This window comes from Mesorhizobium sp. B2-5-11, assembly GCF_006440835.1.
Taxonomy (GTDB): domain Bacteria; phylum Pseudomonadota; class Alphaproteobacteria; order Rhizobiales; family Rhizobiaceae; genus Mesorhizobium.
In genome coordinates this window covers 165,706-186,867 of record NZ_VFUK01000007.1, presented here as the reverse complement: position 1 = coordinate 186,867, position 21,162 = coordinate 165,706, and the positions used below count along the sequence as shown (strand labels likewise).

Sequence of the window (21,162 nt, the reverse complement as noted above, 5' to 3'; positions counted from 1 at the left end):
CCGCTCCCCGCTCTTCGAACGGCGCCCATACGCAGTCAATCCCACGCCAGCCTTCGCGACCTTGTGGTCTTCAAATATTCGGTCGCGCGCTGCTCGAAGAAGTTAGCGCGCGACCAGGTCTCGGCGTTGATCACGCGGTCGTAGATTGACTACTGCTCCTTCTTGAACAAATCCTGGAAGATGAGGTGGCCCCAAGTGCGGCCGCGTGCGTGCACAAGCGCGCCACCCTCGTCGAGCTTTCCCAGCTTGACGGGTGCGAACCCGAGTTGTTTGGCCAAGGCCGCCACGGCGGCGGTCGCGTCCTCGTCGTCACCAGACAGAAAGACGACCCGGTGGCCGCCCTCGACGATCGGATCGGCAGCCAGGGTGGCCGCAGCCAGGTGATTGAACCCTTTGACGAGCTTGGCGCCGGTGAACGCCTTCGCGACGAAGGCGGAGGACGGCAGACCGTCCAGCTCTTCGGGGAGAACTCCAAAAGTGTTCATCGCGTCGATGACCGTCTTGCCTTCCCAGTTCGGCAGGGCTTTCGCGACCTCGCGATGCTCCCAGAACGGGACCGCCAAGATGATTGTGTCGGCCTCGAGCGCATCCCGCAGCGACTTGGCAATGACCGTGGGTCCAATCGCCCGAGCCTGCGGCGCCAATGCCTCGGGCGGCCGGCGGCTCGCGACGGCCACCTTGATTTTCTTACGGGCGAAGGCCTGGGCGAGGGCCTGGCCTATCTTGCCGAATCCTACAATTGCATAGCTCATAATACTTCTCCGATCCGTGTTGATGTCGATTCCCGGCCCTCAACGGCGCTGGTTAATTGAATGGAGTGCCGGCCGGGCGTGGCGCCTCAGAGTTGCGCAAGGCCGCCGTCGACGGCGACCTCGCTGGCGGTCATGAAGCTGCTGTCCGACGACGCGAGAAAGGCGGCGACGGCCCCGATCTCCGCCGGATCAGCCATTCGCTGGAGCGGTGTCATCGCGGCGAAGACCTTCTGGCCCTCCTCGCCCAGCGCTTCTTTCGCGAGTTCGGTCGCGGTCGCCCCGGGCGACAGCACGTTGACCCGGATGCCGGTGCCCTTCAGGTCCTCCGCCCAGGTCCGCGCGAGGTTGCGCACTGCCGCCTTGCTCGCGCTGTAGGCGCTCATTGCCGGGGCGCCCGTGGTGCCGGCGCTCGATCCGGTCAGGATTATCGAACCGCCTTGGCCCATCAGCGGCAGCGCCTTCTGGACAGTGAAGATCGTACCCTTCACATTGGTGTCGAAGGTTTCGTCGATGTGCTCGGCGGTGATCTCGCCGAGCGCAAGCTGGCTTCCCGCCCCGGCATTGGCGAAGACGATGTCGAGGGTTCCGCGCTCGGCCTTCACCGTCGCGTAGAGTCGGTCGAGGTCGGCCTCATCCGAGACCGAGCCCGTCACCGCGCGGGCATTTGGCCCGAGCTCGGCCAGAGCCGCGTCGAGCGTTTCCTGCCGGCGGCCGAAGATGAAGACGAAGGCGCCCTCCTCGATGAAGCGCTTTGCCGCGGCGCGGCCGATGCCGGTAGCGCCGCCGGTGATGACTGCAACCTTCCCGTTTAGCTTTCCCATGACTTTTCCTTCCAGGCTCTGCCTTTGATCGTTCGGGAAGAACCCCGAGAGCCTGGAAATAAGTCTGCAGGGGTCAGGCTTTGAGTGCGGAAGTGCGCACATCGGTGGTGCAAAATCGATCCGGTCGGACGACTGCCGCCAGCCGCGACGAATTGGTGTCCGTCGTTCGGAATTGGGCCGCGCTCGTCGACATAAGCTATGATAACCGCCCACACTGCTGTACGACTGCGTTGGATACGGGCTTTGGAAAGCGCACCGCGCGGTGCGGGATCGCGCCATGATCGACTGGGATGATGTTCGCTATTTTCTGGCCGTGGCGCGCGGAGGCTCGGTGCGGGCCGCCGGCGAGCGCCTCAGTGTGAACCACTCGACCGTGCTACGACGCGTTGCACAGCTCGAGGAACGCCTCGGGGCGCAAATGTTCGAAAAGCTGCCTTCGGGCTACCGCCTGACGGCTGCGGGCGAGGAGGTGCTCGAGCTCGCGAACCAGATGGAAGCGTCGTCGCACCAGTTGGAGACACGCGTCTTCGGGCGCGACCAGAGCGTGCGCGGGCTTCTGCGGGTGACATTGGCTCCGACCCTTGCGACACACCTGCTCATGCCTGATTTCGCCGAGTTCGCGCGTCTGCATCCGGACATCGAGATGGACGTCTTGTCGTCCGGGGAGCTGGCAAATCTGACCAACCGAGAGGCCGACGTGGCGATCCGCGTCGTCTATGACCGCAAAACCCTGCCGCTCAATCTTCACGGCCTGAAGGGGCCAGAGTTGTTCGGCGGCGTCTATATGTCCCGCGATCGACTTGCCGCCTGGCATGCGGGCGCGCCCGATCCCGTCCGGTGGATCGTCATAAGCATTCATGGAATTCCGGACTGGGCTCGCGAGGGCGAGGTTCGCACCACGGAGGTTCCATTCAGGACCACGGACGCCGAGGCACAGATCGTTGCGGTACGGCAAGGGCTCGGGATCACGACACTGCCGTGCTTCGTCGGAGATGCCGACCCCCTGCTGGTGAGGGTGCCGGGTACCGACCTGCACATGTACGGAACGCTCTGGCTTCTCACGCAGGGGGAGACACGCAAGACGAAGCGCGTGCGGCTCTTCACGGAATTCGTATCCCGCAGGCTCGCCGCGTACGCTCCGCTTCTCGCGGGACTTTCCATATCGCGCGACTGACGCCTGGCGGGTTGACGGCCTGCCTTGCCGACGGCTTTTCGGGGGGCTTGCCGGCTGCTTATGATCGCCGCTTTCCGGCTATCATTGGCGCCGCCTCAGGTGGAAAATGCTTCGATGGAAACTGTCCGATTTCCCAAGCTCACGACACCAAGGCTCGTGCTTCGGGCGCCGAGAAAACGGGATATCCCGGCATGGTTTGCGCGCGCGACGGATGTCGAATCCGCCTCTCTTGCCGGCGATCCTGTTCCCGACAACATAAGCGCGGGCGAGCGATGGTTCGCCCGTTCGCGTCAGCGTTTCGCTGACGGTACGGCGATCCAGTGGTCCATAGATCAAGTAGGAGTTTCGGAAGCGATCGGGACAATAACCCTGTCCTTCGGCGCAACCGACGCCAAGGCAGCCGCATTGGGATTTGTGCTCGCGCGTGCGCATTGGGGGCACGGACTGGGCAGCGAGGCGGCGCGCGAAGTCCTCCGCTACGCTTTCGAAACTCTGGTACTTGAACGGGTGACGGGCGAAGCGGCGGCGCGCAATTTTGCCTCGGTGCGGATATTTGCGAAGCTTGGATTCAAACATGTCGAGAGCTTCATCGATGAGTCCGACGGCGAGCGTTGCGAGCGCTTTACGCTCGACCGAGACATCGGGCCGTCACTGTTGGCAAGCAACGCGATGCCGGACTGCTAGGGCTCTGAGCCATGCCCAATAGCGTTGCTCCGGCGAGTCGATACTGATCTGCGCTTGCGCGCCATTCTCTCGACAAGACCAACGGCTGGACGCGATCGAGCGCAGGCAGGTTCAATTGGTGCTGGTTGTGGCGGTGAACCCGCACTGCTTCCGTTCCATATCGATCTGCTTCGTGATGCGGACGGCGTTCTGTGCGTAGGCTTCCGTCACGGAGCCACTATTCACGGTCTTGTCCTTCAGCGGACTCACGCCTTCGCAGAGGTGGAAAACATGCGGCTCGGTGGACTTCGCGGCTCCGTTTTCGGGCGCGATCCAGTAGACGACATCCTGGCCTGCGGGGTGGCTCGCGTCTCGCGTCGCCGCCGCCACCGCCGCGGTGTCCGTCGCGATCGCCTGCGCCTGAGCGGCGACGTCGGGGGAACAGGCGGTGGTGGGCTGCCCCGACTTGATCTGGGCTGCGCATGCGTTCATATCCTGGGTGTATTGTTCGACAGACGGGGGTTTGAAGCTGATCCCCATGACCGTCGCGAGCACGGCCAGCGCAGCGCCGACGCCGCCGGCAACCTTCTTGGTCTGCGGATCCATGTTTTTGTCGGTGAGGATCAGGAAAACCAGCGGGAGAAAGGCAATCAGCGTGATGATTGCGCCGAGCTGGTTTTGGAAGAAGAACCTGGCCGTGTCGGATGCACGGGCCGGATCGTGCCTGTTTGCCGCCTTCCACAGCAAGTTGCCGGCGATTGCGAAAATCGCGATGCCGACCAGAAGGCCGATGATCAGCGGCAGGTGTGCCTGATCGAATTTGTTCTGGCGAAGCAGCATAATCCCGTAGATTTCGCCGCCAATGGCGACGATCCACGAGAGTGCGGCGAAAAGACGAAGACGCGTGGCGGAGGACTTCTGGCCCTGCGTCGCTTGCCAATCCTTGGTAACGTCTGACTTGTTGTCGGTCATTGACCAGATCCCCTGATATCGACACTTAGGCGGGCGGCGTTAGCAGCGTCATTGAACGAGCATTACTTGCCTTAGCGACGCGGGCAAAAATGTGAGCGCCACGGCAGGCTTAATCCTCATACATATTGCGCATGAGTGAATCCGTCCATACTCATTGAGGCAGACGCCTATGCAGCGATGGCTCCGTTAATCTCTGGCCCGAACTGACGACACCAGCCGAAAATCGAAATTGCCATTGCCATCTCCGTGGTTCCTTCCTCGGCGGCTTTCGCACACCCTGCGGCGCCCGAACATTCGCTTCTCGCACTGTGGGGTTATGATAGCCTGGGCGACCGAAAGATCGAATACGACGCGAATTCCACAATGACGATGACCACGACACCAACTGCGGTATTGCGTGGCATGGAGCTCAGCATCCCTCGCGAGAATGCACCCGGCAGACTATGTCCGAGCGATCACCAGGGAGGCGTGGCGTCGATGCTCGCCGCGCTCGCCCGATGAACCGTTGGCAACTTGCTCATGGACGGTATCTCGATCTTGGTGCGAGATCGTTACTGATGGGGATCTTGAACGTTACGCCGGACAGTTTTTCCGACGGTGGAGAATTCGATCGGCCGGAGCGGGCACTCGAACAGGCACGGCGTATGATCGGCGAGGGCGCGGCGATCATTGATGTCGGGGGCGAGTCCACCAGGCCCGGCGCCGGCAGCGTTTCGGCGCTTGAGGAACAATCGCGTATCCTCCCGATCATCGAGGCGCTGTCGTCGGACGGCGACTGCATCGTTTCGGTTGACAGCTATCGGGCCGAGACGGCGCGTCTCGCGGTCGCGGCGGGCGCACATATCGTCAACGACGTACATGGCCTGCAGCGCGAACCCGACATTGCGCACGTCGCGGCGGAAGCTGGCGCTGGCCTGGTCATCATGCACACCGGGCGCGACCGGGAAAAATTGGCCGATGTAATCGCCGACCAGTTCCTGTTTCTGAACAGATCGCTGGAGATCGCTCGCAACGCCGGCATTCCGGACGACTGCATCGTGCTGGACCCAGGCTTCGCTTTCGCCAAGAGCGGAGAGGAGAACCTTGAACTCATGGCTCGCTTCGGCGAACTGCGCGCTCTTGGTTTTCCATGGCTCGTCGGCACCTCGCGCAAGCGGCTTGCCCATCACCTGGTCGGCGAAAGCGACGAAGGGCGGGACGTTGGCACAGCTGCAACCAGCGTCATCCTGCGGTTGAAGGGTGCTTCGATTTTTCGTGTGCACAATGTCGGGATCAATCGCGATGCCCTGGCTTTCGCCGACGCAGTGCGCGAGCGCGAGAATACGGCGGAATGAAAGAACCTGTCAGGCGGGCTCGGTCACGACGCCGATACGCCGGTAGGTGAATGGTTCGTCCTCCGAAGGAACTGTCGCGGTACGCTTGGCTTCGTCGATCAGCATCGCCATGCGCGCGTGGATCGGCGACTTCGCGCAAGCCGGATCCGTTGCGGCGGCATCGCCGGCGATCACCATCGCCTGGCAGCGGCAACCGCCCCAGTCGATCTCGCGTCGTTCACAGCCGCGACAGGGTTCCTGCATCCAGTCCGTGCCGCGGAAGGCATTGAACGCCGGCGAATCGGCCCAGATCGAGGAGAGGGTGTGTGGTTTGAAACGCTCGAAGCTGAGCGACGGGATCGTCTGCGCGGCATGGCACGGCAGCACGGTGCCGTCAGGCGCCACCATGAACGCGTCACGCGCCCAGCCACCCATGCACGGTTTGGGGTAGATGGCGAAATAGTCTGGTGTCACGAAATCGATGTTGATAATGCCGGCCAGCCGCTCGCGTGCTTCCGCGACGATTTCCGCCTGCCGGTCGACTGCTGCACGCTCGGGCATCAGCTGATCGCGATTGATCAAAGCCCAGCCAGCGTACTGGACGTTGGCGATCTCGAGCCTCTCCGCGTCCAGCGAAAGGGCAAGATCGATGAACTCCGGTACCTCCTCGATGTTATGGCGATGGATCGGCGCGTTGATGGTGAGAGGCAAGCCGGCAGCTCGCGCGCGGCGTGCCGTCTCCAGCTTCTTGTCGTGGCTGCCTTTGTGGTTGCCGATGCGTTCGGTGGTCTCAGGCCGTGCGCCCTGAAAGCTCAATTGCAGATGGTCGAGCCCGGCTTCGGCAAATGCTTCGATGCGGCCTTCGGCGATGCCGACGCCCGCGGTAATCAGATTTGTATAGACGCCGCGCGCTGAAAGTCCGGCGATCAATTGCTCGAGGTCGCGGCGCAGCGTCGGCTCACCGCCTGACAGATGCACCTGCAGAACACCGAGATCGGCGGCCTCCGAGAACAGGCTGAGCCAGGTCTGTGTGTCGAGTTCGCGATTGGCCTTCTGCAATTCGAGCGGGTTGGAGCAATAAGGACATTGCAGCGGGCAGCGATGTGTCAGTTCCGCCAGCATGCCGATAGGAGGGAGGAGGGGCGTGTTCATAGCTTCACCAGCAGCTTGTCCGACCACTCTTGCAGGAAGGCGATGACGTCGGCCGCCACGGCCTCCTCCTCGGCCTCATAATCCGTGGCAAGGCCGGCGATGATTTCGCCGACCGTGGACCGTCCGTCGCAGCGCCGCAATATGTCGAGGCTGATATCGTTCGGCCAGAATATTCTCTCCGGTGACAGCACGGCGAATGCCTGCCGCACGGAATCGTACTGTATGCGCACGTGCTTCGGCAGGAAGGGTATCGATCCCAGCGACACCAAGGCTCTTTCGCGCAGCATCATCATGGGGCTGCCTCGGGGCGGAAGGCGCCGGGCGGTATGTTTCCCGGCTCGCCATAGGCGTGTTGAAGCGCATCAAGCATGGCCCAGAGTATATCGCATTTGAACACCAGCGCATCTATTGCCTGCTGCTGGCGTTCCGCCGTATCAGCATGGCTGAGCACGTAGGTGAGGGCGAAGTCGGCGTCGCGCGAGGCTTGTTCGGGCCGTTGCTTGAAATAGGCCAGCGTATCCTCGGTGATATAATCGTATTTGGCCAGCATCGCCGGTACGCGCTCGCCGATGATAAGCGGTGAGAACATCTCGGTCAGCGACGACGCGACCGCCTCGAACAGCGTTCGGTTGGTGCAAAAGGAGAGGTATGCCCCCACGGCGAACCGTGTCGCCGGCAGTGCCAGCCTTTCGCTCTTCACGGCCTCGGCATCCAGGCCGAGCGAGGTTGCCAGATGCAGCCAGCGCGCGATACCGCCGCTCCAGCCGTCCTCGCCATCATGGTCTTCGATACGTTTGCGCCAGGCGGCGCGAAACGCCGGATCCTCGGCATGTGCGAGGATCATGGCATCCTTGCGCGGGATGACAGCCTGGTAGCAATAACGGTTCAGCGCCCAGGCCTTCATCTCGGCCTTCGACAGCGCGCCGCTGGTCATCCTGTGATGGAAGGGATGATGATTGTGGTAGCGCTCGGCGCCGACCTGCCTCAGCACGGCTTCGAGATCGCTCGTGGACAGGCCGCCTTTGGCCGCATCGCGGAAATCGTTCAAAATTCCATCTCCATGCCGTCGCCTGCGACTTCCCAGCCTGCCGCCTTGACCGCCGCGTGTTCGGCCGAATTCTCGTCAAGGATCGGATTGGTGTTGTTGATATGGACGAAGACGCGGCGGCCCAGCCTCACATCGGCCAGGCTGGCGATCGAACCCGCGTCTCCCGAAATCGCCAGATGCCCCATGCGCGTGCCGGTTTTCTGACCGACGCCGGCGACGATCATCTCGTCGTCGGTGTAGACAGTGCCGTCGAACAGAAGACAGGCTGCATCGCAAAGACGCGCGCGCAGCGTCGCATCGATGCGCGCGCAGCCTGGGATGTAGAAGACAGAATCGCGGCTGCCGATACCCGCAATTCGGACTCCAATCGTGTCACCGGCGTCGGAGCTGAAATTGGCATCCGGATGGTCTTTGTCCTCCAGATAGAGTGCTATCTTTCCAGGCACCGGAAAGCTCTCGATCATCACGCCGGTCTCGCTGCCTTCGGCATCGCAGATGACCAATTCTTTCGCTGTCGGCAGGATGCGCCGCGGCACGACCGCCGGATCGAGAACGTTGAAAATCGAATTCGCCTCCAGCGTCGCCAGAACCTGCGCCGTTGCATAGATGGCGAAAGGCTGCCGCTCGCGCAGGCTGAGCAGTCCGGCGATATGATCGACATCGGCATTGGTCAGCACCACCGCGCGGATAGGGGTCGAGCGCAGCGGCGCGTCGCCCGCAGGTTGCAACTCTGGCGTTGCCGCGATCTGCTGGCGAATGTCGGGTGAGGCATTGAAAAGGACCCAGCCGACCCCATCCGCCGAGGCGATGACACTTGATTGGGTTCGTGAATGCACGCCAGCCATCCCGGAGCGGGCCGCACGACTGAGACGATAATTGCAATTCCATTGCGGAAAGCCGCCGCCTGCCGCCGATCCGATGATCCTCAAACGCATGAAAATGCCCGCCCCGCGGCTTCTCTGACCAGCAGGCAATTTGCAGCCCTGAAAAGTGCCGCGCGCGCCCTACACGCGTCAAAACCTTTCGCCAAAACCCTTGCGGGGATGCGTGCCCCTGTTGCCAGGGACACGCACCTCTGCGGCCTACCTCTTGGGAGTAATTTCGGCAGGCAGATACCGAGAAATTTCCATGCCCGCAGCAACCTGGCACATGGTCGGTTTTTTCCAGTTCTTCTTCATGACATTTCTCCTCTTATACCAGTCCGTAGGGACCGATCCCTGTTGTTAGCCAACCATTGCAGGGCACCGAAGCAATGGCTCGTCCATCACGTCTCAAAATGGACAAACGAAAAAGTAGGTTTTGAAAAATCGAAAAGCAAAACTACCGGGAATAATTGCATAACCTTCCTTCAATTGTTCGTTTCATATGGTCTTTTCACCTCCAGCGGAAGATTTGAACCTTCCCACCCATCGGCCCCGAGAGGATACCAGATTACCGAACTGTAGCCCCACTCGATCGCCCGTTTGGCGGCATTCCAGGACATCCAGCAATTCGTCATGCAATAGAACAGAATCGCTCGCGATTTGTCCGTGCCGGCCTTGGCTTCGAGGCCTTGGCGAAAATAGCCGGCGGTCTCTTGCGGAATAGCGCCGTATCCCACGTTGGCCAGCCATGTACTGCCTGGAATGTCCTTTCTAACCTTATCTCTCCATATCGTTCCTGCCGGCAAATTGGTCGGCTTGGGCGTGTTCGGCATCACGTCGAAGAAGACTGCTTTCTTCGCTCGCCACAGCGCTTCAGCTTCCGCCGTCGTCACCACCCTGGCGCCTTGCAGCGTCGGCGGCACCGGCGCCCGATAGTCGTCCATCCGATACCCCCTGGGTTCGGCGATCTCGCCAGCCCGCGTCGGTTCGGCCAGACCCATAAGGCTCGCAGCGACCAGCAAAAAAACAGCCTCCCTTCCCTTCATTGGGTGATCGGTTTGTCGTGTTCGTCGATCAGCGGCACGTTGTAACTCAGCAGGAGCCTGTTGATCTCCGCCTGGTTTTCCCTGATCACCCGGTTGAGCGTCCGCTTCCATTCCTGGTCGGACGGACGTACGCCCATGGTGATGCGGTAGGACATGCGCGAGCCGGTTTTTTCCTTTACCAGCGGAACAATCGCCACATCGGCTCCAAGTTGCTTGGCATAGTAGCCTGCCATCGGTCCCCACAGGACCGCCGCGTCGATCTTGTGGGCCAGCATGTCCTTGATCATGACCTCCCCCATGGAGGGGGTGACACGCGTATCCACCGCAAGCGGATAGATCTTGGCGGTCCGCAGAAGCTTGTTGGCGGCCATGTTGGCGGTTGGCGGCGTGCGCTCGACAACCCCGATCGTCTTGCCCGTGAGTTTGGGATCCTCGATCGTTTCGACGCCCTCCATATCGTTGCCTTTCGGGTAGACCAGCACATAGGTGGAGCGATAATAGGCGTTGGTGTTCTGCACCAGTTCATCGCCTTGGGCATAGCCCATGATGATGTCGCATCGGTTGGCCCCCAGCGTGTTGCGAACGAAGCCGGTGACAAGTGGAAACCAGGTATAGGCGACGGACTTCCGTCCGGTTTTCGCGGCTACCAGTTCGGCAAGTTTGTTTTCGAAGCCTTCGCCGCTCTTGTCGGTGAAGGGCATATTCGAAGGATCGGCGCAGACGCGCAGAATGTCGGGATCGACCAGTTCTCCCGCCGCGCCGAGGCCGGCGCCTTGCGCCTGCGCGTTCGATGGCAACAAGGCCAGCGCGCCTAGAATCGGCAGAACGACGCGCAGCTTCAATGCACCGCAGCCGTTCATGTCATCCGCCCATGCAGGATGCTTCGGCATCCTTCGCCGCCTGCGGCTTGTCTTCGTGCTTGGGCGGCCTGCCGCGTGGCGCCGCACCATCGGCGCGCGCGCGCAGGTAGACATAGAGATCGTCCAGGTAGCAATAGACGTTCTTGTTGTCGCCAAAGGCAGGCATGACGTTTTCCTTGCCGCCGCCGACATTCTTGCGGCCCTCGGCGACGATCGAGAGGAACGTGGCGTAGTCCATGGTTTTCAAGCTGTTGACCAGGGCCGGCGCGTAGCTCGAACCTGTCGCATCCTGTCCGTGACAGACATGGCAATCGGAGTGATACCGGCGGTAGCCGCTGAACGTGTACCAGTCGACGGTTCCGTTCTCGATCTTGTAGGTCGGATTTCCATCCGCATCCAAATACTTGCCGCCTTCTTGCTTCACCGCCTTGGCTTTTTCCATGCTGTCCTCGGCCCACGCCACGCCTGAGCTTGCCAGAGGCAGCAGAGCCAGGACGAAAGCCGAAATTACAATGCGAACGGACATTCAAACGCTTCCTTCATTTGCCGTGGACACGGTTTTGCTGCCGTGGCCGGCATTGATCGGTGTGTCGGGGGTGCAACCGCATCGAGAGCCCGGCCATGGTTTCGGATGATCCGGGCTCTCGTTTTTCAAACCTCCGGTCCAACAAGACCTGAGGCGTGCTTAAGGTTCCCCGCCCGTCAGTCCGGGAGACCGAAGACGGTGAGCTGACCGCCCAGCGTCGTATAGTCGGCAAGTGCCGCGTAGCCGCCGACGGCACCCAGACCAGCGGTACCAACGACCGCGGACTGATCGCCTTGCGCACGGCCCTGATCGACGGCGCCATGCCAGGCAGCAGCGTTGTCAGGCGAAAGCAGACCGCCTGCCAGACCGATACCTGCCCACCCACCGACGCCGGACAGAACGGCGATGTACTGCTTGCCGTCATGCTCGTACGTGGTGATGTTGCCGATGATGCCGGACGGGGTCTTGAACTTGTAAAGTTCCTTGCCGTCCTTATCGACCGCCTTGATGTAGCCTTCGAGCGTGCCGTAGAAGACGACGTCGCCATCTGTCGCCAACGCGCCCGACCACACGGAGAACTTCTCAGGCTTCGACCAGACGATCTCGCCCTTGGCCGCATCCCAGGCAATGAAGTTGCCCATGCTGCCGTCGCCGCCAGGTGCCGGGTACATCGACACTGTGGCGCCAACATAAGGCTGACCGGCGGTGTAGCTTACCTTGTACGGCTCATAGTCCATGCAGACATGGTTGGTCGGAACATAGAACAGGCCGGTTTTCGGCGAATAGGCAGCCGGCTGTTGATCCTTCGTTCCAAGCGCCGCCGGGCAAATACCCGTCGAGTTGGTGTCTTCGCCGTTCTGCTGGGTCGAATATTTCGCCACGACCTGCGGGCGACCATACTGTTCGCTCTTTGGGTCCATGACGACTTCCGTCGCCCAGTTCACCGCTGGATCGTATTTCTTGGCGACGAGAAGCTCGCCGGTGGCGCGATCCATGGTGTAGGCGAAACCATTACGATCGAAATGCACCAGCACGTCGTGTTTGGCGCCATTGACCTCCATGCCGTCGACGAGGATCATCTCGTTGATGCCGTCATAGTCCCATTCGTCATGCGGGGTCATCTGGTAGAGCCATTTGGCAACACCGGTATCGGCATCGCGGGCCATGATCGTCATTGACCAGCGGTTGTCGCCAGGCCGTTGGACCGGGTTCCATGTCGAGGGATTGCCGGTGCCGTAGTAGACCAGGTTCAGCTTGGGATCATAGGAATACCATCCCCATGTCGTGCCGCCGCCTGTCTTCCATTGCTCGCCTTCCCAGGTGTTGGTGCCGGAATCCTTGCCTACCGGCTTGCCCAGCTGGGTGGTTTTCTCGGGATCGATCAGGGTGTCGGCGTCGGGACCTTCCGAATAGGCTTTCCAGGCAAGTTTGCCGTCTTTCAGATTGTAGGCGGCCAGCCAGCCGCGAACGCCGAATTCGGCGCCGGACACGCCGATGAGTACCTTATCCTTGACCACGACGGGGGCAGCCGTGCCGGATTCGCCTTTGCCGCCGTCGGTCATGTCGCCATTCTTGACCGACCAGACGACCTTGCCGGTCTTTGCATCGAGGGCGACGACCGTGGTGTCGGCCTGATTGAGAATGATCTTGCCGTCACCATAGGCAACACCGCGATTGACCGTATCGCAACACATGATCGGAATGACATTCGGATCCTGCTTGGGCTCGTATTTCCAGAGGATCTTCCCGTCATTCTTGAGGTCGAGCGCAAAGACATTGTTTGGGAAGGGCGTATGGACATACATCACATCGCCGATGATCAGCGGTCCACCCTCATGCCCGCGCAGCACGCCGGTGGAAAAGGTCCATTTGACCTGCAGGTTCTTCACATTATCCGCAGTAATCTGGTTGAGTTTGGAATAGCGGGTGTTGGCGTAGTCACCCGTCTGCATCGCCCAGTTCTTCGCATCCGAAGCGAGCTTTGCAAGATCCTCGTTGGCCGACGCCGTATAGGCCGCGCCGAGCGACAGAAACGCCGCAGTGGTTAGAATATACGTAGCTTTCGTAAGTACACGCATCCGAATTCCTCCCGGGGTTCACAGTGATGAATCGACTGTCAGGCCCACAAGGGCTCGCCCAAGCGATTCACGGGGGGGAAATATTTCCGGCAGCGTGTCACGACCTAAGCCAGATGTGCAGAGGGCACCGTTACTGCCCACCTCACTTTGGCCTACGAAAGACTGTCGCCGCTCCCTAATGACGGTGACGCCCTTGAAGCCGGAAACAGGGAAAGGCTATGTCATCCCAAAAGGCTAGGCAAGCAAAAAAGGCCTAGTGCATTGTTGCGCCGCAATATTCTAAATGATGCACTGCAATATACAGAAATGAACAGAACTACAAGATTAATATGAAGTGTTTTACGCCTCCGTGGAGACCGAGAACGGTATTAAGGTAGGCTTACAGTCGATCTTTTGATCTTAATATACAACAAGGTTATTTGATAATGTTTATCGGCGCCCATCTTGGATGGCATGTAAAAAGTCTCGCCGTTGCCCGGTATTGAGCGAGATGCGAAGCGGTCGTAGGAGCCTGGGCGCGGAGCCGGTGATCAAGTCGTCATCCGCAGCTATCGCTCGTGGACAGCCCTTTCCTCCTTTGGTCGTATACGGAACTCATGGGTGCTTGACTGGCTTTACGGCGCGTTGCCAACTGGCACGCCGATCCCGTCCGGGCGCATCGAACCCGGACCAACCGGAGGTTCCTCATGATCAGATATGTTGGATTTTCGACCTTGCCGCTGCTCTTCACCGCGACGCTGGCCATCGCAAACCCGGCGGGTGCTGCGGGAGATTATCCCACGGTAACGGTTGTCGACTACGTGCTCGGCTGCATGCGAACGAACGGCCAGACGCGTCAGGCGCTGGAAAGCTGTTCCTGCTCGATCGACGTTATCGCCTCGATCCTTCCCTACGACCACTATGAGACGGCTGAGACCTTCAAGAGCATGTCTTTGACGACGGGGGAAAACGCGGGGCTGTTTCGCGAAAGCGCACCGGCGAAGGCAGCCCGTACAGAGCTGAAGCGTGCGCAGTCTGAAGCCGACGTGCGTTGCTTCTAAAGATCAAGCGTGCCCATCGCGGTGGCAGTGCGGCATACCGTATTTCGAGACTTCAGAGCCCCGTTTTCTCCAGCGGCCACTGATTGCGGAATACCTTGCCATCCGTGTCGATCGCTTCGACCTGGATTTCACCATTGCCGTGCGCCGTGAAATCGAATCGGAAATTGGGGTCTTCCGAAATCGATATTCCACCTTCCATCGAGAGGATCGGCCGGCCGGCCTGCGAGATCGACAGCTTCTGAACAAAATGCGCGGGAATGAAATACTGGGTCAGTGGATCCCGCTGCAGGCCCGAATTGTTCGGGTGGCGGATCATCAACTGCAACTCCTCTGCCTTGCTCATCGTCTCTTGGGGTGGGAACTGGCGCAACTTCATCTGCCCCATCGTCGCCATGGCCTCGTCCTGGTTCTTGACCGCAGGGGCGGAGCAGCCGCCTGACGCCTTGACGAAGGTCTGAGCCATGTGGAGTTGGCCGCCTTGAGTCTCCGCTATGGCACGCAAATAGGAATAATCGTTGACGCGCACGCGTGTCGACAGATGTGTCACCCCGGCGTCCTTGCCGATCTGGAACGTTGCCGCCACCGGCGCAGGATTGGCGTCGATGATCAAGGTCACGGATTTGATGCCGTCCGGCGCCTTGGCTGGGTCGACATAGATGTCGACAGGCACGATGGCGGCATCTTGCGCCCGCTTTGGCGCTTCGATCCTGACCACGCCGGTATCGACCAGAATAGCTCGGTCGCCGAATACGTCGCCTTTCAAGTCTTCCCAGATCTTCTCCGAAGAAGCCGTTGTTTGCTGTGCGTTGGCGGCTGAGGAGACGCCGAACAGCGTACCGATGGTCAAGATGATTGCGGCCAAGAATGGTGCAAGCGACAAGGCGAACTGCCTGCTCGCGTAAGCGTGATTTTGCATTTCGATGCCTCCACCAATGCAACAGAGGTGGTGCCCAGGCTGGCATTTAGAATATGCCTTTGACGACGCGTTGGCAAATCGCCCCACTTCATGATCTCTGGCGCATGTCGGTGTGGTCTATTCCCATTCGAGTTCAGCAAAAGCAGCTGTTGCGTTGCGCTCATTGTAGTCGTCGAACAGGTGCCATTTGCCCCGTTCGCTTCCGGCGGCGGTTTTGACGGCCTCTCGGAGCGGCGTCCCGTCGACGATCGCGTTGCGGATATCGCGCGCCAGAATCTCGAAATAGCGCCGTTCTCCTGCCAGCGCCTGCGGCCAGTCGGCCGGTACCGGACCATGACCCGGAACGACGCGCGCGGCGCCGATCGCGGCGAGCGCATCCATCTGGCGGAGCCAGCCAAGCAGCGATCCGTCGAGCGTCGGCAAGGAGCCCATGAACACGAGATCGCCGGCAAAGAGCGTGCTGGTCTCGGGGTCGAAGACGGTCAGGTCGTTATCGGTGTGCGCAGCCTTCCATGCCCGCAGTTCGAGCATGCGCCCGCCGAGGTCGAGTTCCAGGCGATCGTCAACCAGCATCGCCGGCGAAACGATCTCGACTCCCTTCATAAGCGCCTCGCCGACCTGTTCGCGATAATTGTGCAGATAGAACGCGCCACGCGCCTCGAGGGCACGCGGCAGATTGCGATGGCCAACAATGGTCGCGCCGATCTCCCGGAATGCCGCATTGCCGAAAATGTGGTCGGGATGCATGTGGGTGTTGATCAGGAAGCGAACCGGTTTTGCGGTTATCTTTCCGATCGCGGCGAGCAAGGCGTGCGCCTCGATCAGGCTGCCGCCACTGTCGACGACGGCAACTGCATCGGTGCCGACGACGACCCCCAGATTGCAGATCGCACCGTCGTTGGTTGTAGTCATCAATTCATCCACGCCCTGAAAGGCGAAGACGCCGTCGGCGATTTGGCGGACCGAGAACCGCAGGCCGCCGGCCGCGGCCAAGGCGGCTCGTCCGAGGCAGCACGGCAGCAAGGCAGCACTGACGGCGGTGCAGGCAAACCCACTCACAACCCTGCGTCGTAGCCGATCAATCGACATGGGGTCCTCCGATATGCATTCGCCATCAGGGCGTTCAGGTGACGCCCGGGAACCTTTGCCGGAACGACCGCAGAAGGTCGCTCATCACCTGTGAATTGCGATGTTGCCGAGGCAACCGCACGTCGAACACGCCCAGCACATGTGCTGGTCGCGGCGCGAGCACGATGATGCGATCCGACAGCATCAGCGCCTCGCGCAGATCGTGCGTTATCATTAAGGCGGTCGTAGGCCGTGCCGACCACACCGACAGAAGCAGGTGACGAAGCCGCTCGGCGGTCTGGTGGTCGAGCGAGACAAACGGTTCGTCCAGGACAAGCATCGCCGGCTCGGTAGCGAAGGCCCTGGCAAGTGCTGCCCTGCGCGCAAGGCCGAGCGACAGTTCCGCAGGATAGAGCGAGCGCATGCCGGCGAGGCCGAGAGTTTCAAACAGACCGTCGAGGTTCTTCGTTCTCAAGCTTTTCGGCAAGGCCAGCCTGACATTCTGCTCCACCGTTCGCCACGGCAGCAAGATCGGCTCCTGGAACACGGCCGCAATGCGGTTGGAGCCTCCTTGCGGCAACTGGAAGGATCCGGAAAAATCCTTGTCCAACCCAAGCAGGATACGCAGCGTCGTGGTTTTGCCGCAGCCCGACGGTCCCAGCAAGCAGGCGAATTCGCCTTGCCGGACCTCGAAGGAAAGGTCCTGAAGCGCCGTGATCGAGACGCCTTGCGCGGACCTGAAAGTCTTTTCAGCGATATCGACCCTAAGCGGGACGACGGCGCCAACGGGTTGCATGTCGTTCAACGGGTTGCACCAGAAGAAGTTCGATGACGAGCATCACCGCCACGAAAGCCAGTGTGTAGGCAAGAATGGCGGCGACGTCGAAGAGCTGGAAATAGAGATGGATCTGGAAGCCGACGCCGTTCGACCGGCCGAGCAGTTCGACGACCAGGACGATCTTCCAGATGAGGGCGATGCCGGATCGTGACGCGGCGGCAAGATAGGGTTGCAATTGCGGCAGCAGGATGTGGCGGATGCGATCGAGAGGACCGAAGCGATAGACAGTGGCCATTTCGGCGTAGCTCGGATCAAGCGCCCTGGCGCCCTCACGCATCGTCACTACGACATTCGGGATTTTGTTCACCGCCACCGCGCCGATCGCCGCGGCCTCGTTAAGTCCGAACCAGATATAGCCGAGGACGATGACGACCAGCGCCGGGATGTTGAGGAATAGAATTACCCATGGGTTAAAAAAGCGGTCGGCGCGACGATAGCTGCCGAGCAGAACGCCGATGACCGATCCTATGATCATCGCGACGATATAGGCCGCGGCGACCCGGCCGAGGGTCGCGCCGAGATGATAGAAGAGGTCGCCGCTCGCAGCCTCCCTGAGGAGCACCTGCCAGACCTGTCCCGGCCCCGGGAGGGCACGGCTCCGCCAGACACTCGCCGCAAGGCTCCACAGCAGGCAAAGCCCGAGCAAGGAAACCGCCACGGTCAGCGCGGGCATCAGCGTTGTCGCCAAGCTGGATCGCCCGGACATGCTCGTCGGGGCACCTCGCGTGCCGTTGCTGGTTTCCGGTGCGGTCATTCCGTGCGGTCCTGCCAGAATGTGCCGGGCGCCATCTCGGGCGCGCTGCCGACCAGCTTCGCGCCACCGATCGCCGCCAGCACGTGATAGAGCTTGCCGGCGTCGGCCGCTTCCTCGGCGACCGCCCGCCTGGGGATGCCTTGGCGGTAGCGGTCGCGCAGTTTTTCCAGTTCTTTGCCTTCCGCGCGAATGATCGGCGCCAGGCGCAGCCACTCCTCGTCGGATCTGGCCAGCAGGTCCTTGGCTTGCGCGGAGGCCCTGACGAAGCCCCTGGCGGCCTCCGGGTTCTCGTTCGCCCATTGGTCGTGGAAGACGTAACCGAGTGCCGACACAGGTCCCAAGGCGCCGAGCGCACGCGCCGCATCGTTCACGCCCATCAATCGACGAAAGCCGTTGGCCTCGAGACGGGCGCAAAAATGCCAGAAATTCAGCACCGCATCGAGTTCGCCCTGCATGGCCTTTTCCGAAATCAGCGGTGGCGCGCCAAAGATGATGTCGCTGGTTGCCAACAGGTCGACCCCGTAGTCGCGTCTGGTCAGAGCCTGTATCAGGAGCCAGCTCTTGTCGAGCGGGCCGCCGGCGACGCCGATCTTCCTGTGCTTGAGGTCGGCGACCGTCCGGATCGGCGACCCCTCCTTCACCATGATCGCCCCCACGGCGGTCGAATAGGGGGCTAATGTGAGGTCGCCGCCTTCCGACCGTTGGCGCGAGACCCACAACCAGTCGGAGACGATCATGTCGATCGCACCGGCCAGCAAGGCGACGTTGGTCGCGTCCTCCCCGGCGAAATCGATGATCTCCAGATCGATCCCGTTCGCCACATCGAATTTGTGTTGCCTCAACGTGTCGAGTTCCCAACTCACGGTTCCAAACTTCAGGACACCAACGCGAATCCTGGCTGCTGCAAAGACAGGCCTTGCGGCAAGAGCAGCGACCGTGCCGAGAACCGCCAGACGCAGCGTGTTGCGCCGTGAAATCATCATGACACCTCCTCCCCGGGCTCCAGGACGTCAATCAGATCGCTCGTTCCTTGCTCGGAAAGGCGCATTTCCAGCGCATGACCTTGAGGGCCGGGTGTTCCTGAGACCATTTCGCGATCTCGCTGGGTGCAAGGAACATGCATTGGAGCAGAGAGCCGCGGCTCTCGAAATAGAGGTGTTCGTCTCGGCAATTGCCCGGATTGGTGCTGAGGCACACCGTTAATATGAGATCGACCATATCCATTTAGCACCTCTTGCGCTCCGGGACGCCTGTCTCGACTGGTCCGGCCCAATGAGGAGCCTGGACAAAATCGCCAGTTGCCGGATTCCCGAGGTGCCAGTGGAGAAACCGGATGTCTTGAAGCTACGCATTCGCCCGATAGCCGTCAACAAAGACGAATACCGGTACCCTGGGTACCCAAGCCTCTATACCTTTATACGATTGACTTTCACCCCACGCCAACTAGCTTTTCGATTCGCGCGGCGCCGCTTCACAAAGGGAAAGCGGATACTCCACCCCACCGCGTAAGGTGCATGCCAATGGATGAAAGATCGGCATGCGCAAAATCGTCCAGGGCACCCAGACGATCCATGAGGAAATGCCATGCGCGCAATCGCATTTTTCGCAGTCGTGTTTGCTGTGTCCTTCATTACAAGCCAATCCCAGGCACAGGATGCCGCGGCGGGTGAGAAGGTCTTCGCCAAATGCAAGGTCTGCCATGTCGCCGACCAGGACAAGAACAAGGTCGGCCCGTCGTTGAACGGCGTCATCGGCCGGACGGCTGGCACACACCCGGGGTTCAGTTACTCCCAAGCGATGGTCGCGGCAGGCAAGTCCGGCGTCAAATGGGACGAACCCACGCTGACGACTTACCTTCGCGATCCCAAGGCCATGGTCAAAGGAACGAAGATGGCGTTCGTCGGCCTCAAGCAGGACCAAGACATCGCCAACGTCATCGCCTATTTGAAGCAATTCTCTAAATAGCGGCGCCGCCGGCCGTTCGAACTTGCGTCCGGCCGGCGTTCGCCCCGATCAAGCACCGGCTTGCAGCCCCTGCATCGCCGCAGGCAGGTCGAAAAGGCTGTCGCAAACCTGGTCGGCGCCAAGCTCTTCAACCGGAAAATGGGTGTATCCGCCGCGCAGCAGAATGACGGGCATGCCGGCGGCGCGTGCGGCGCCTGCGTCGGCGCCACTGTCTCCGACCAGCAGCGCGTCACAGGGGTCGACTCCAAGCTGGGCGAGCGCCAGCAGCAGAGCATCGGGCGCGGGTTTCAGGCATGTCACCGCGTCTCCGCCAATGATCGCACGGAAATATTCCGTCAGTCCGAAATGCAGCAGGATCTCGCGAGTCGCCAACTGCGGTTTGTTGGTCGCCACGCCCATGGCCATTCCCTTCGCGTAGAAGTGTGTGAGAACCTCCCTGACGCCAGGCATCAGTCTTGTCAGGCCGGTCAGATGTCGGCTGTAGATCGGCGCCATGACGCGGTTGGCCTCATCGAGCGCGTTGCCGACGAGCGGCGCTCCCGACGCCGCGAAGGCCCGCTCGACCAATTTCCTGACGCCGCCACCGATCATGGCCTTGACCTGGTCCAGGCGCAACGGCGGCAGATCGCGGCTGGCCAGCAACTCGTTGACGGCGGCCGTTATATCAGGCGCCGAATCGACCAGTGTGCCGTCGAGGTCGAACAGGATCGCCTTCGGCGGTCGAAGCGACCTACCCGCGCCGACATTCATGCAGCATCCTTCCACTTGATCGAGCAGCCGATCGAGGCGATTTGGTCGAACGGACCATCCCCGGTTCGAGCAACCTGCTTCATCGCCTCGAACAGATCGCGTCGCAGCCCGAGCGGTCCAGATTCGCGTCGCGACGCGTCCAGCCGGCCGCGGTATTGCAGTCTCAGTTCGCTGTTGAAACCGAAGAAATCGGGAGTGCACACCGCTGAGTAGTCGCGCGCTACAGTCTGGGCCTCGTCGTGCATGTAAGGGAAGCTGAAGCCGTTCGTCACGGCGAAGCGCTTCATGTGGTCGAAGGAATCGTCCGGGTAGGTGTCGGCATCGTTGGAGTTGATGGCGACGAAGCCGATACCTTCGGCCTTGAGGTCATTGGCGTCGCGCACGATGCGAGAGATCACGGCCTTCACATAAGGGCAGTGATTGCAGATGAAGGCCACGACCAGGCCATTCGGGCCGGCGTGACCGAAGATGGAATGCGACGTGCCGTCGACGCCGGGCAAAACGGCATCGATGGCGGGCCAGCCGAAATCGCATACAGGTGGGACCGCAGCCATGTTCGTCTC

The 21,162-nt window shown here is 61.0% G+C and carries 24 protein-coding genes; 5 read left to right on the top strand and 19 right to left on the bottom strand.

Annotation, left to right across the window (positions count from 1 at the left end; genetic code table 11):
• Window positions 1–149: 149 nt before the first annotated feature.
• A complete protein-coding gene (locus FJ490_RS22280; protein ID WP_140557393.1) occupies window positions 150–752 on the bottom strand; it encodes an NAD(P)-binding domain-containing protein in 603 nt (200 codons plus the stop codon).
• An 86-nt stretch (window positions 753–838) separates the two neighbouring features.
• A complete protein-coding gene (locus FJ490_RS22275) occupies window positions 839–1,573 on the bottom strand; it encodes an SDR family oxidoreductase (protein ID WP_140498268.1) in 735 nt (244 codons plus the stop codon).
• Between the two features lie 277 nt (window positions 1,574–1,850).
• Here FJ490_RS22275 and FJ490_RS22270 point away from each other — a divergent pair, with 277 nt between their 5' ends.
• Both FJ490_RS22270 and FJ490_RS22265 read left to right on the top strand, forming a co-directional pair.
• On the top strand, window positions 1,851–2,747 hold the full coding sequence (locus FJ490_RS22270; protein WP_140560465.1) for a LysR family transcriptional regulator: 897 nt from the start codon (window positions 1,851–1,853) through the stop codon (window positions 2,745–2,747).
• Window positions 2,748–2,861: 114 nt separating this feature from the next.
• The gene (locus FJ490_RS22265; RefSeq protein ID WP_140729119.1) at window positions 2,862–3,431 is read left to right on the top strand and encodes a GNAT family N-acetyltransferase; all 570 of its coding nucleotides are present in this window, start codon (window positions 2,862–2,864) and stop codon (window positions 3,429–3,431) included.
• A 111-nt stretch (window positions 3,432–3,542) separates the two neighbouring features.
• On the opposite strand, the gene FJ490_RS22260 is transcribed toward FJ490_RS22265, so the two are convergent.
• Entirely contained in the window at window positions 3,543–4,382 is an 840-nt protein-coding gene (locus FJ490_RS22260) for a hypothetical protein (RefSeq protein WP_140729096.1), read from the bottom strand.
• Between the two features lie 557 nt (window positions 4,383–4,939).
• On the opposite strand from FJ490_RS22260, the gene folP reads away from it, so the two are divergent.
• On the top strand, window positions 4,940–5,716 hold the full coding sequence (gene folP, locus FJ490_RS22255) for a dihydropteroate synthase (RefSeq protein WP_246672728.1): 777 nt from the start codon (window positions 4,940–4,942) through the stop codon (window positions 5,714–5,716).
• Window positions 5,717–5,725: 9 nt separating this feature from the next.
• On the opposite strand, the gene pqqE is transcribed toward folP, so the two are convergent.
• From pqqE to FJ490_RS22210, 8 genes are all read right to left on the bottom strand, one after another.
• On the bottom strand, window positions 5,726–6,847 hold the full coding sequence (gene pqqE, locus FJ490_RS22250; RefSeq protein ID WP_140498258.1) for a pyrroloquinoline quinone biosynthesis protein PqqE: 1,122 nt from the start codon (window positions 6,845–6,847) through the stop codon (window positions 5,726–5,728).
• Window positions 6,844–7,140, bottom strand: coding sequence for a pyrroloquinoline quinone biosynthesis peptide chaperone PqqD (gene pqqD / locus FJ490_RS22245; protein ID WP_140665675.1), 297 nt, complete (start codon window positions 7,138–7,140; stop codon window positions 6,844–6,846). The genes pqqE and pqqD overlap by 4 nt, the downstream gene beginning before the upstream one ends.
• Window positions 7,137–7,895 carry a pyrroloquinoline-quinone synthase PqqC gene (pqqC, locus tag FJ490_RS22240; protein ID WP_140498254.1) on the bottom strand — a complete coding sequence of 253 codons (759 nt, stop codon included), beginning with the start codon at window positions 7,893–7,895 and terminating at the stop codon, window positions 7,137–7,139. Before pqqC ends, pqqD begins: the two co-directional genes overlap by 4 nt.
• Window positions 7,892–8,830: a pyrroloquinoline quinone biosynthesis protein PqqB gene (gene pqqB / locus FJ490_RS22235; protein WP_140665679.1), complete on the bottom strand. Its 939-nt coding sequence runs from the start codon at window positions 8,828–8,830 to the stop codon at window positions 7,892–7,894. Before pqqB ends, pqqC begins: the two co-directional genes overlap by 4 nt.
• Window positions 8,831–9,243: 413 nt before the next feature.
• The gene (locus tag FJ490_RS22225; protein WP_140729094.1) at window positions 9,244–9,804 is read right to left on the bottom strand and encodes a PQQ-dependent catabolism-associated CXXCW motif protein; all 561 of its coding nucleotides are present in this window, start codon (window positions 9,802–9,804) and stop codon (window positions 9,244–9,246) included.
• A complete protein-coding gene (locus tag FJ490_RS22220) occupies window positions 9,801–10,694 on the bottom strand; it encodes a substrate-binding domain-containing protein (RefSeq protein WP_140515132.1) in 894 nt (297 codons plus the stop codon). Before FJ490_RS22220 ends, FJ490_RS22225 begins: the two co-directional genes overlap by 4 nt.
• The gene (locus tag FJ490_RS22215; protein ID WP_140515133.1) at window positions 10,666–11,190 is read right to left on the bottom strand and encodes a c-type cytochrome, methanol metabolism-related; all 525 of its coding nucleotides are present in this window, start codon (window positions 11,188–11,190) and stop codon (window positions 10,666–10,668) included. Before FJ490_RS22215 ends, FJ490_RS22220 begins: the two co-directional genes overlap by 29 nt.
• Before the next feature lie 176 nt (window positions 11,191–11,366).
• A complete protein-coding gene (locus FJ490_RS22210; RefSeq protein WP_140498243.1) occupies window positions 11,367–13,268 on the bottom strand; it encodes a methanol/ethanol family PQQ-dependent dehydrogenase in 1,902 nt (633 codons plus the stop codon).
• Window positions 13,269–13,954: 686 nt separating this feature from the next.
• Here FJ490_RS22210 and FJ490_RS22205 point away from each other — a divergent pair.
• The gene (locus FJ490_RS22205) at window positions 13,955–14,308 is read left to right on the top strand and encodes a hypothetical protein (RefSeq protein ID WP_140498241.1); all 354 of its coding nucleotides are present in this window, start codon (window positions 13,955–13,957) and stop codon (window positions 14,306–14,308) included.
• 52 nt (window positions 14,309–14,360) lie between these two features.
• On the opposite strand, the gene FJ490_RS22200 is transcribed toward FJ490_RS22205, so the two are convergent.
• From FJ490_RS22200 to FJ490_RS22175, 6 genes are all read right to left on the bottom strand, one after another.
• A complete protein-coding gene (locus FJ490_RS22200) occupies window positions 14,361–15,224 on the bottom strand; it encodes a quinoprotein dehydrogenase-associated SoxYZ-like carrier (protein ID WP_140515257.1) in 864 nt (287 codons plus the stop codon).
• Window positions 15,225–15,341: 117 nt separating this feature from the next.
• Window positions 15,342–16,313, bottom strand: coding sequence for a quinoprotein relay system zinc metallohydrolase 2 (locus FJ490_RS22195; protein ID WP_140566580.1), 972 nt, complete (start codon window positions 16,311–16,313; stop codon window positions 15,342–15,344).
• Window positions 16,314–16,347: 34 nt separating this feature from the next.
• Window positions 16,348–17,088 carry an ATP-binding cassette domain-containing protein gene (locus tag FJ490_RS22190; protein ID WP_140498534.1) on the bottom strand — a complete coding sequence of 247 codons (741 nt, stop codon included), beginning with the start codon at window positions 17,086–17,088 and terminating at the stop codon, window positions 16,348–16,350.
• Window positions 17,057–17,803, bottom strand: coding sequence for an ABC transporter permease (locus FJ490_RS22185; protein WP_224519073.1), 747 nt, complete (start codon window positions 17,801–17,803; stop codon window positions 17,057–17,059). The genes FJ490_RS22190 and FJ490_RS22185 overlap by 32 nt, the downstream gene beginning before the upstream one ends.
• 77 nt (window positions 17,804–17,880) lie before the next feature.
• A complete protein-coding gene (locus FJ490_RS22180) occupies window positions 17,881–18,867 on the bottom strand; it encodes an ABC transporter substrate-binding protein (RefSeq protein WP_140498234.1) in 987 nt (328 codons plus the stop codon).
• A gap of 31 nt (window positions 18,868–18,898) precedes the next feature.
• Window positions 18,899–19,108, bottom strand: a complete 210-nt coding sequence (locus FJ490_RS22175) for a hypothetical protein (protein ID WP_140498232.1) — start codon at window positions 19,106–19,108, stop codon at window positions 18,899–18,901.
• 360 nt (window positions 19,109–19,468) lie between these two features.
• Between FJ490_RS22175 and FJ490_RS22170 the strand changes: the two genes are divergently transcribed.
• Window positions 19,469–19,849, top strand: a complete 381-nt coding sequence (locus FJ490_RS22170) for a cytochrome c family protein (protein WP_140498230.1) — start codon at window positions 19,469–19,471, stop codon at window positions 19,847–19,849.
• Window positions 19,850–19,897: 48 nt separating this feature from the next.
• Here FJ490_RS22170 and gph read toward each other — a convergent pair whose 3' ends face one another.
• Together gph and FJ490_RS22160 are read right to left on the bottom strand one after the other, a co-directional pair.
• A complete protein-coding gene (gph, locus tag FJ490_RS22165) occupies window positions 19,898–20,599 on the bottom strand; it encodes a phosphoglycolate phosphatase (RefSeq protein WP_140498228.1) in 702 nt (233 codons plus the stop codon).
• Window positions 20,596–21,153, bottom strand: coding sequence for a thioredoxin family protein (locus tag FJ490_RS22160; protein ID WP_140498226.1), 558 nt, complete (start codon window positions 21,151–21,153; stop codon window positions 20,596–20,598). The genes gph and FJ490_RS22160 overlap by 4 nt, the downstream gene beginning before the upstream one ends.
• Between the last annotated feature and the right edge of the window lie 9 nt (window positions 21,154–21,162).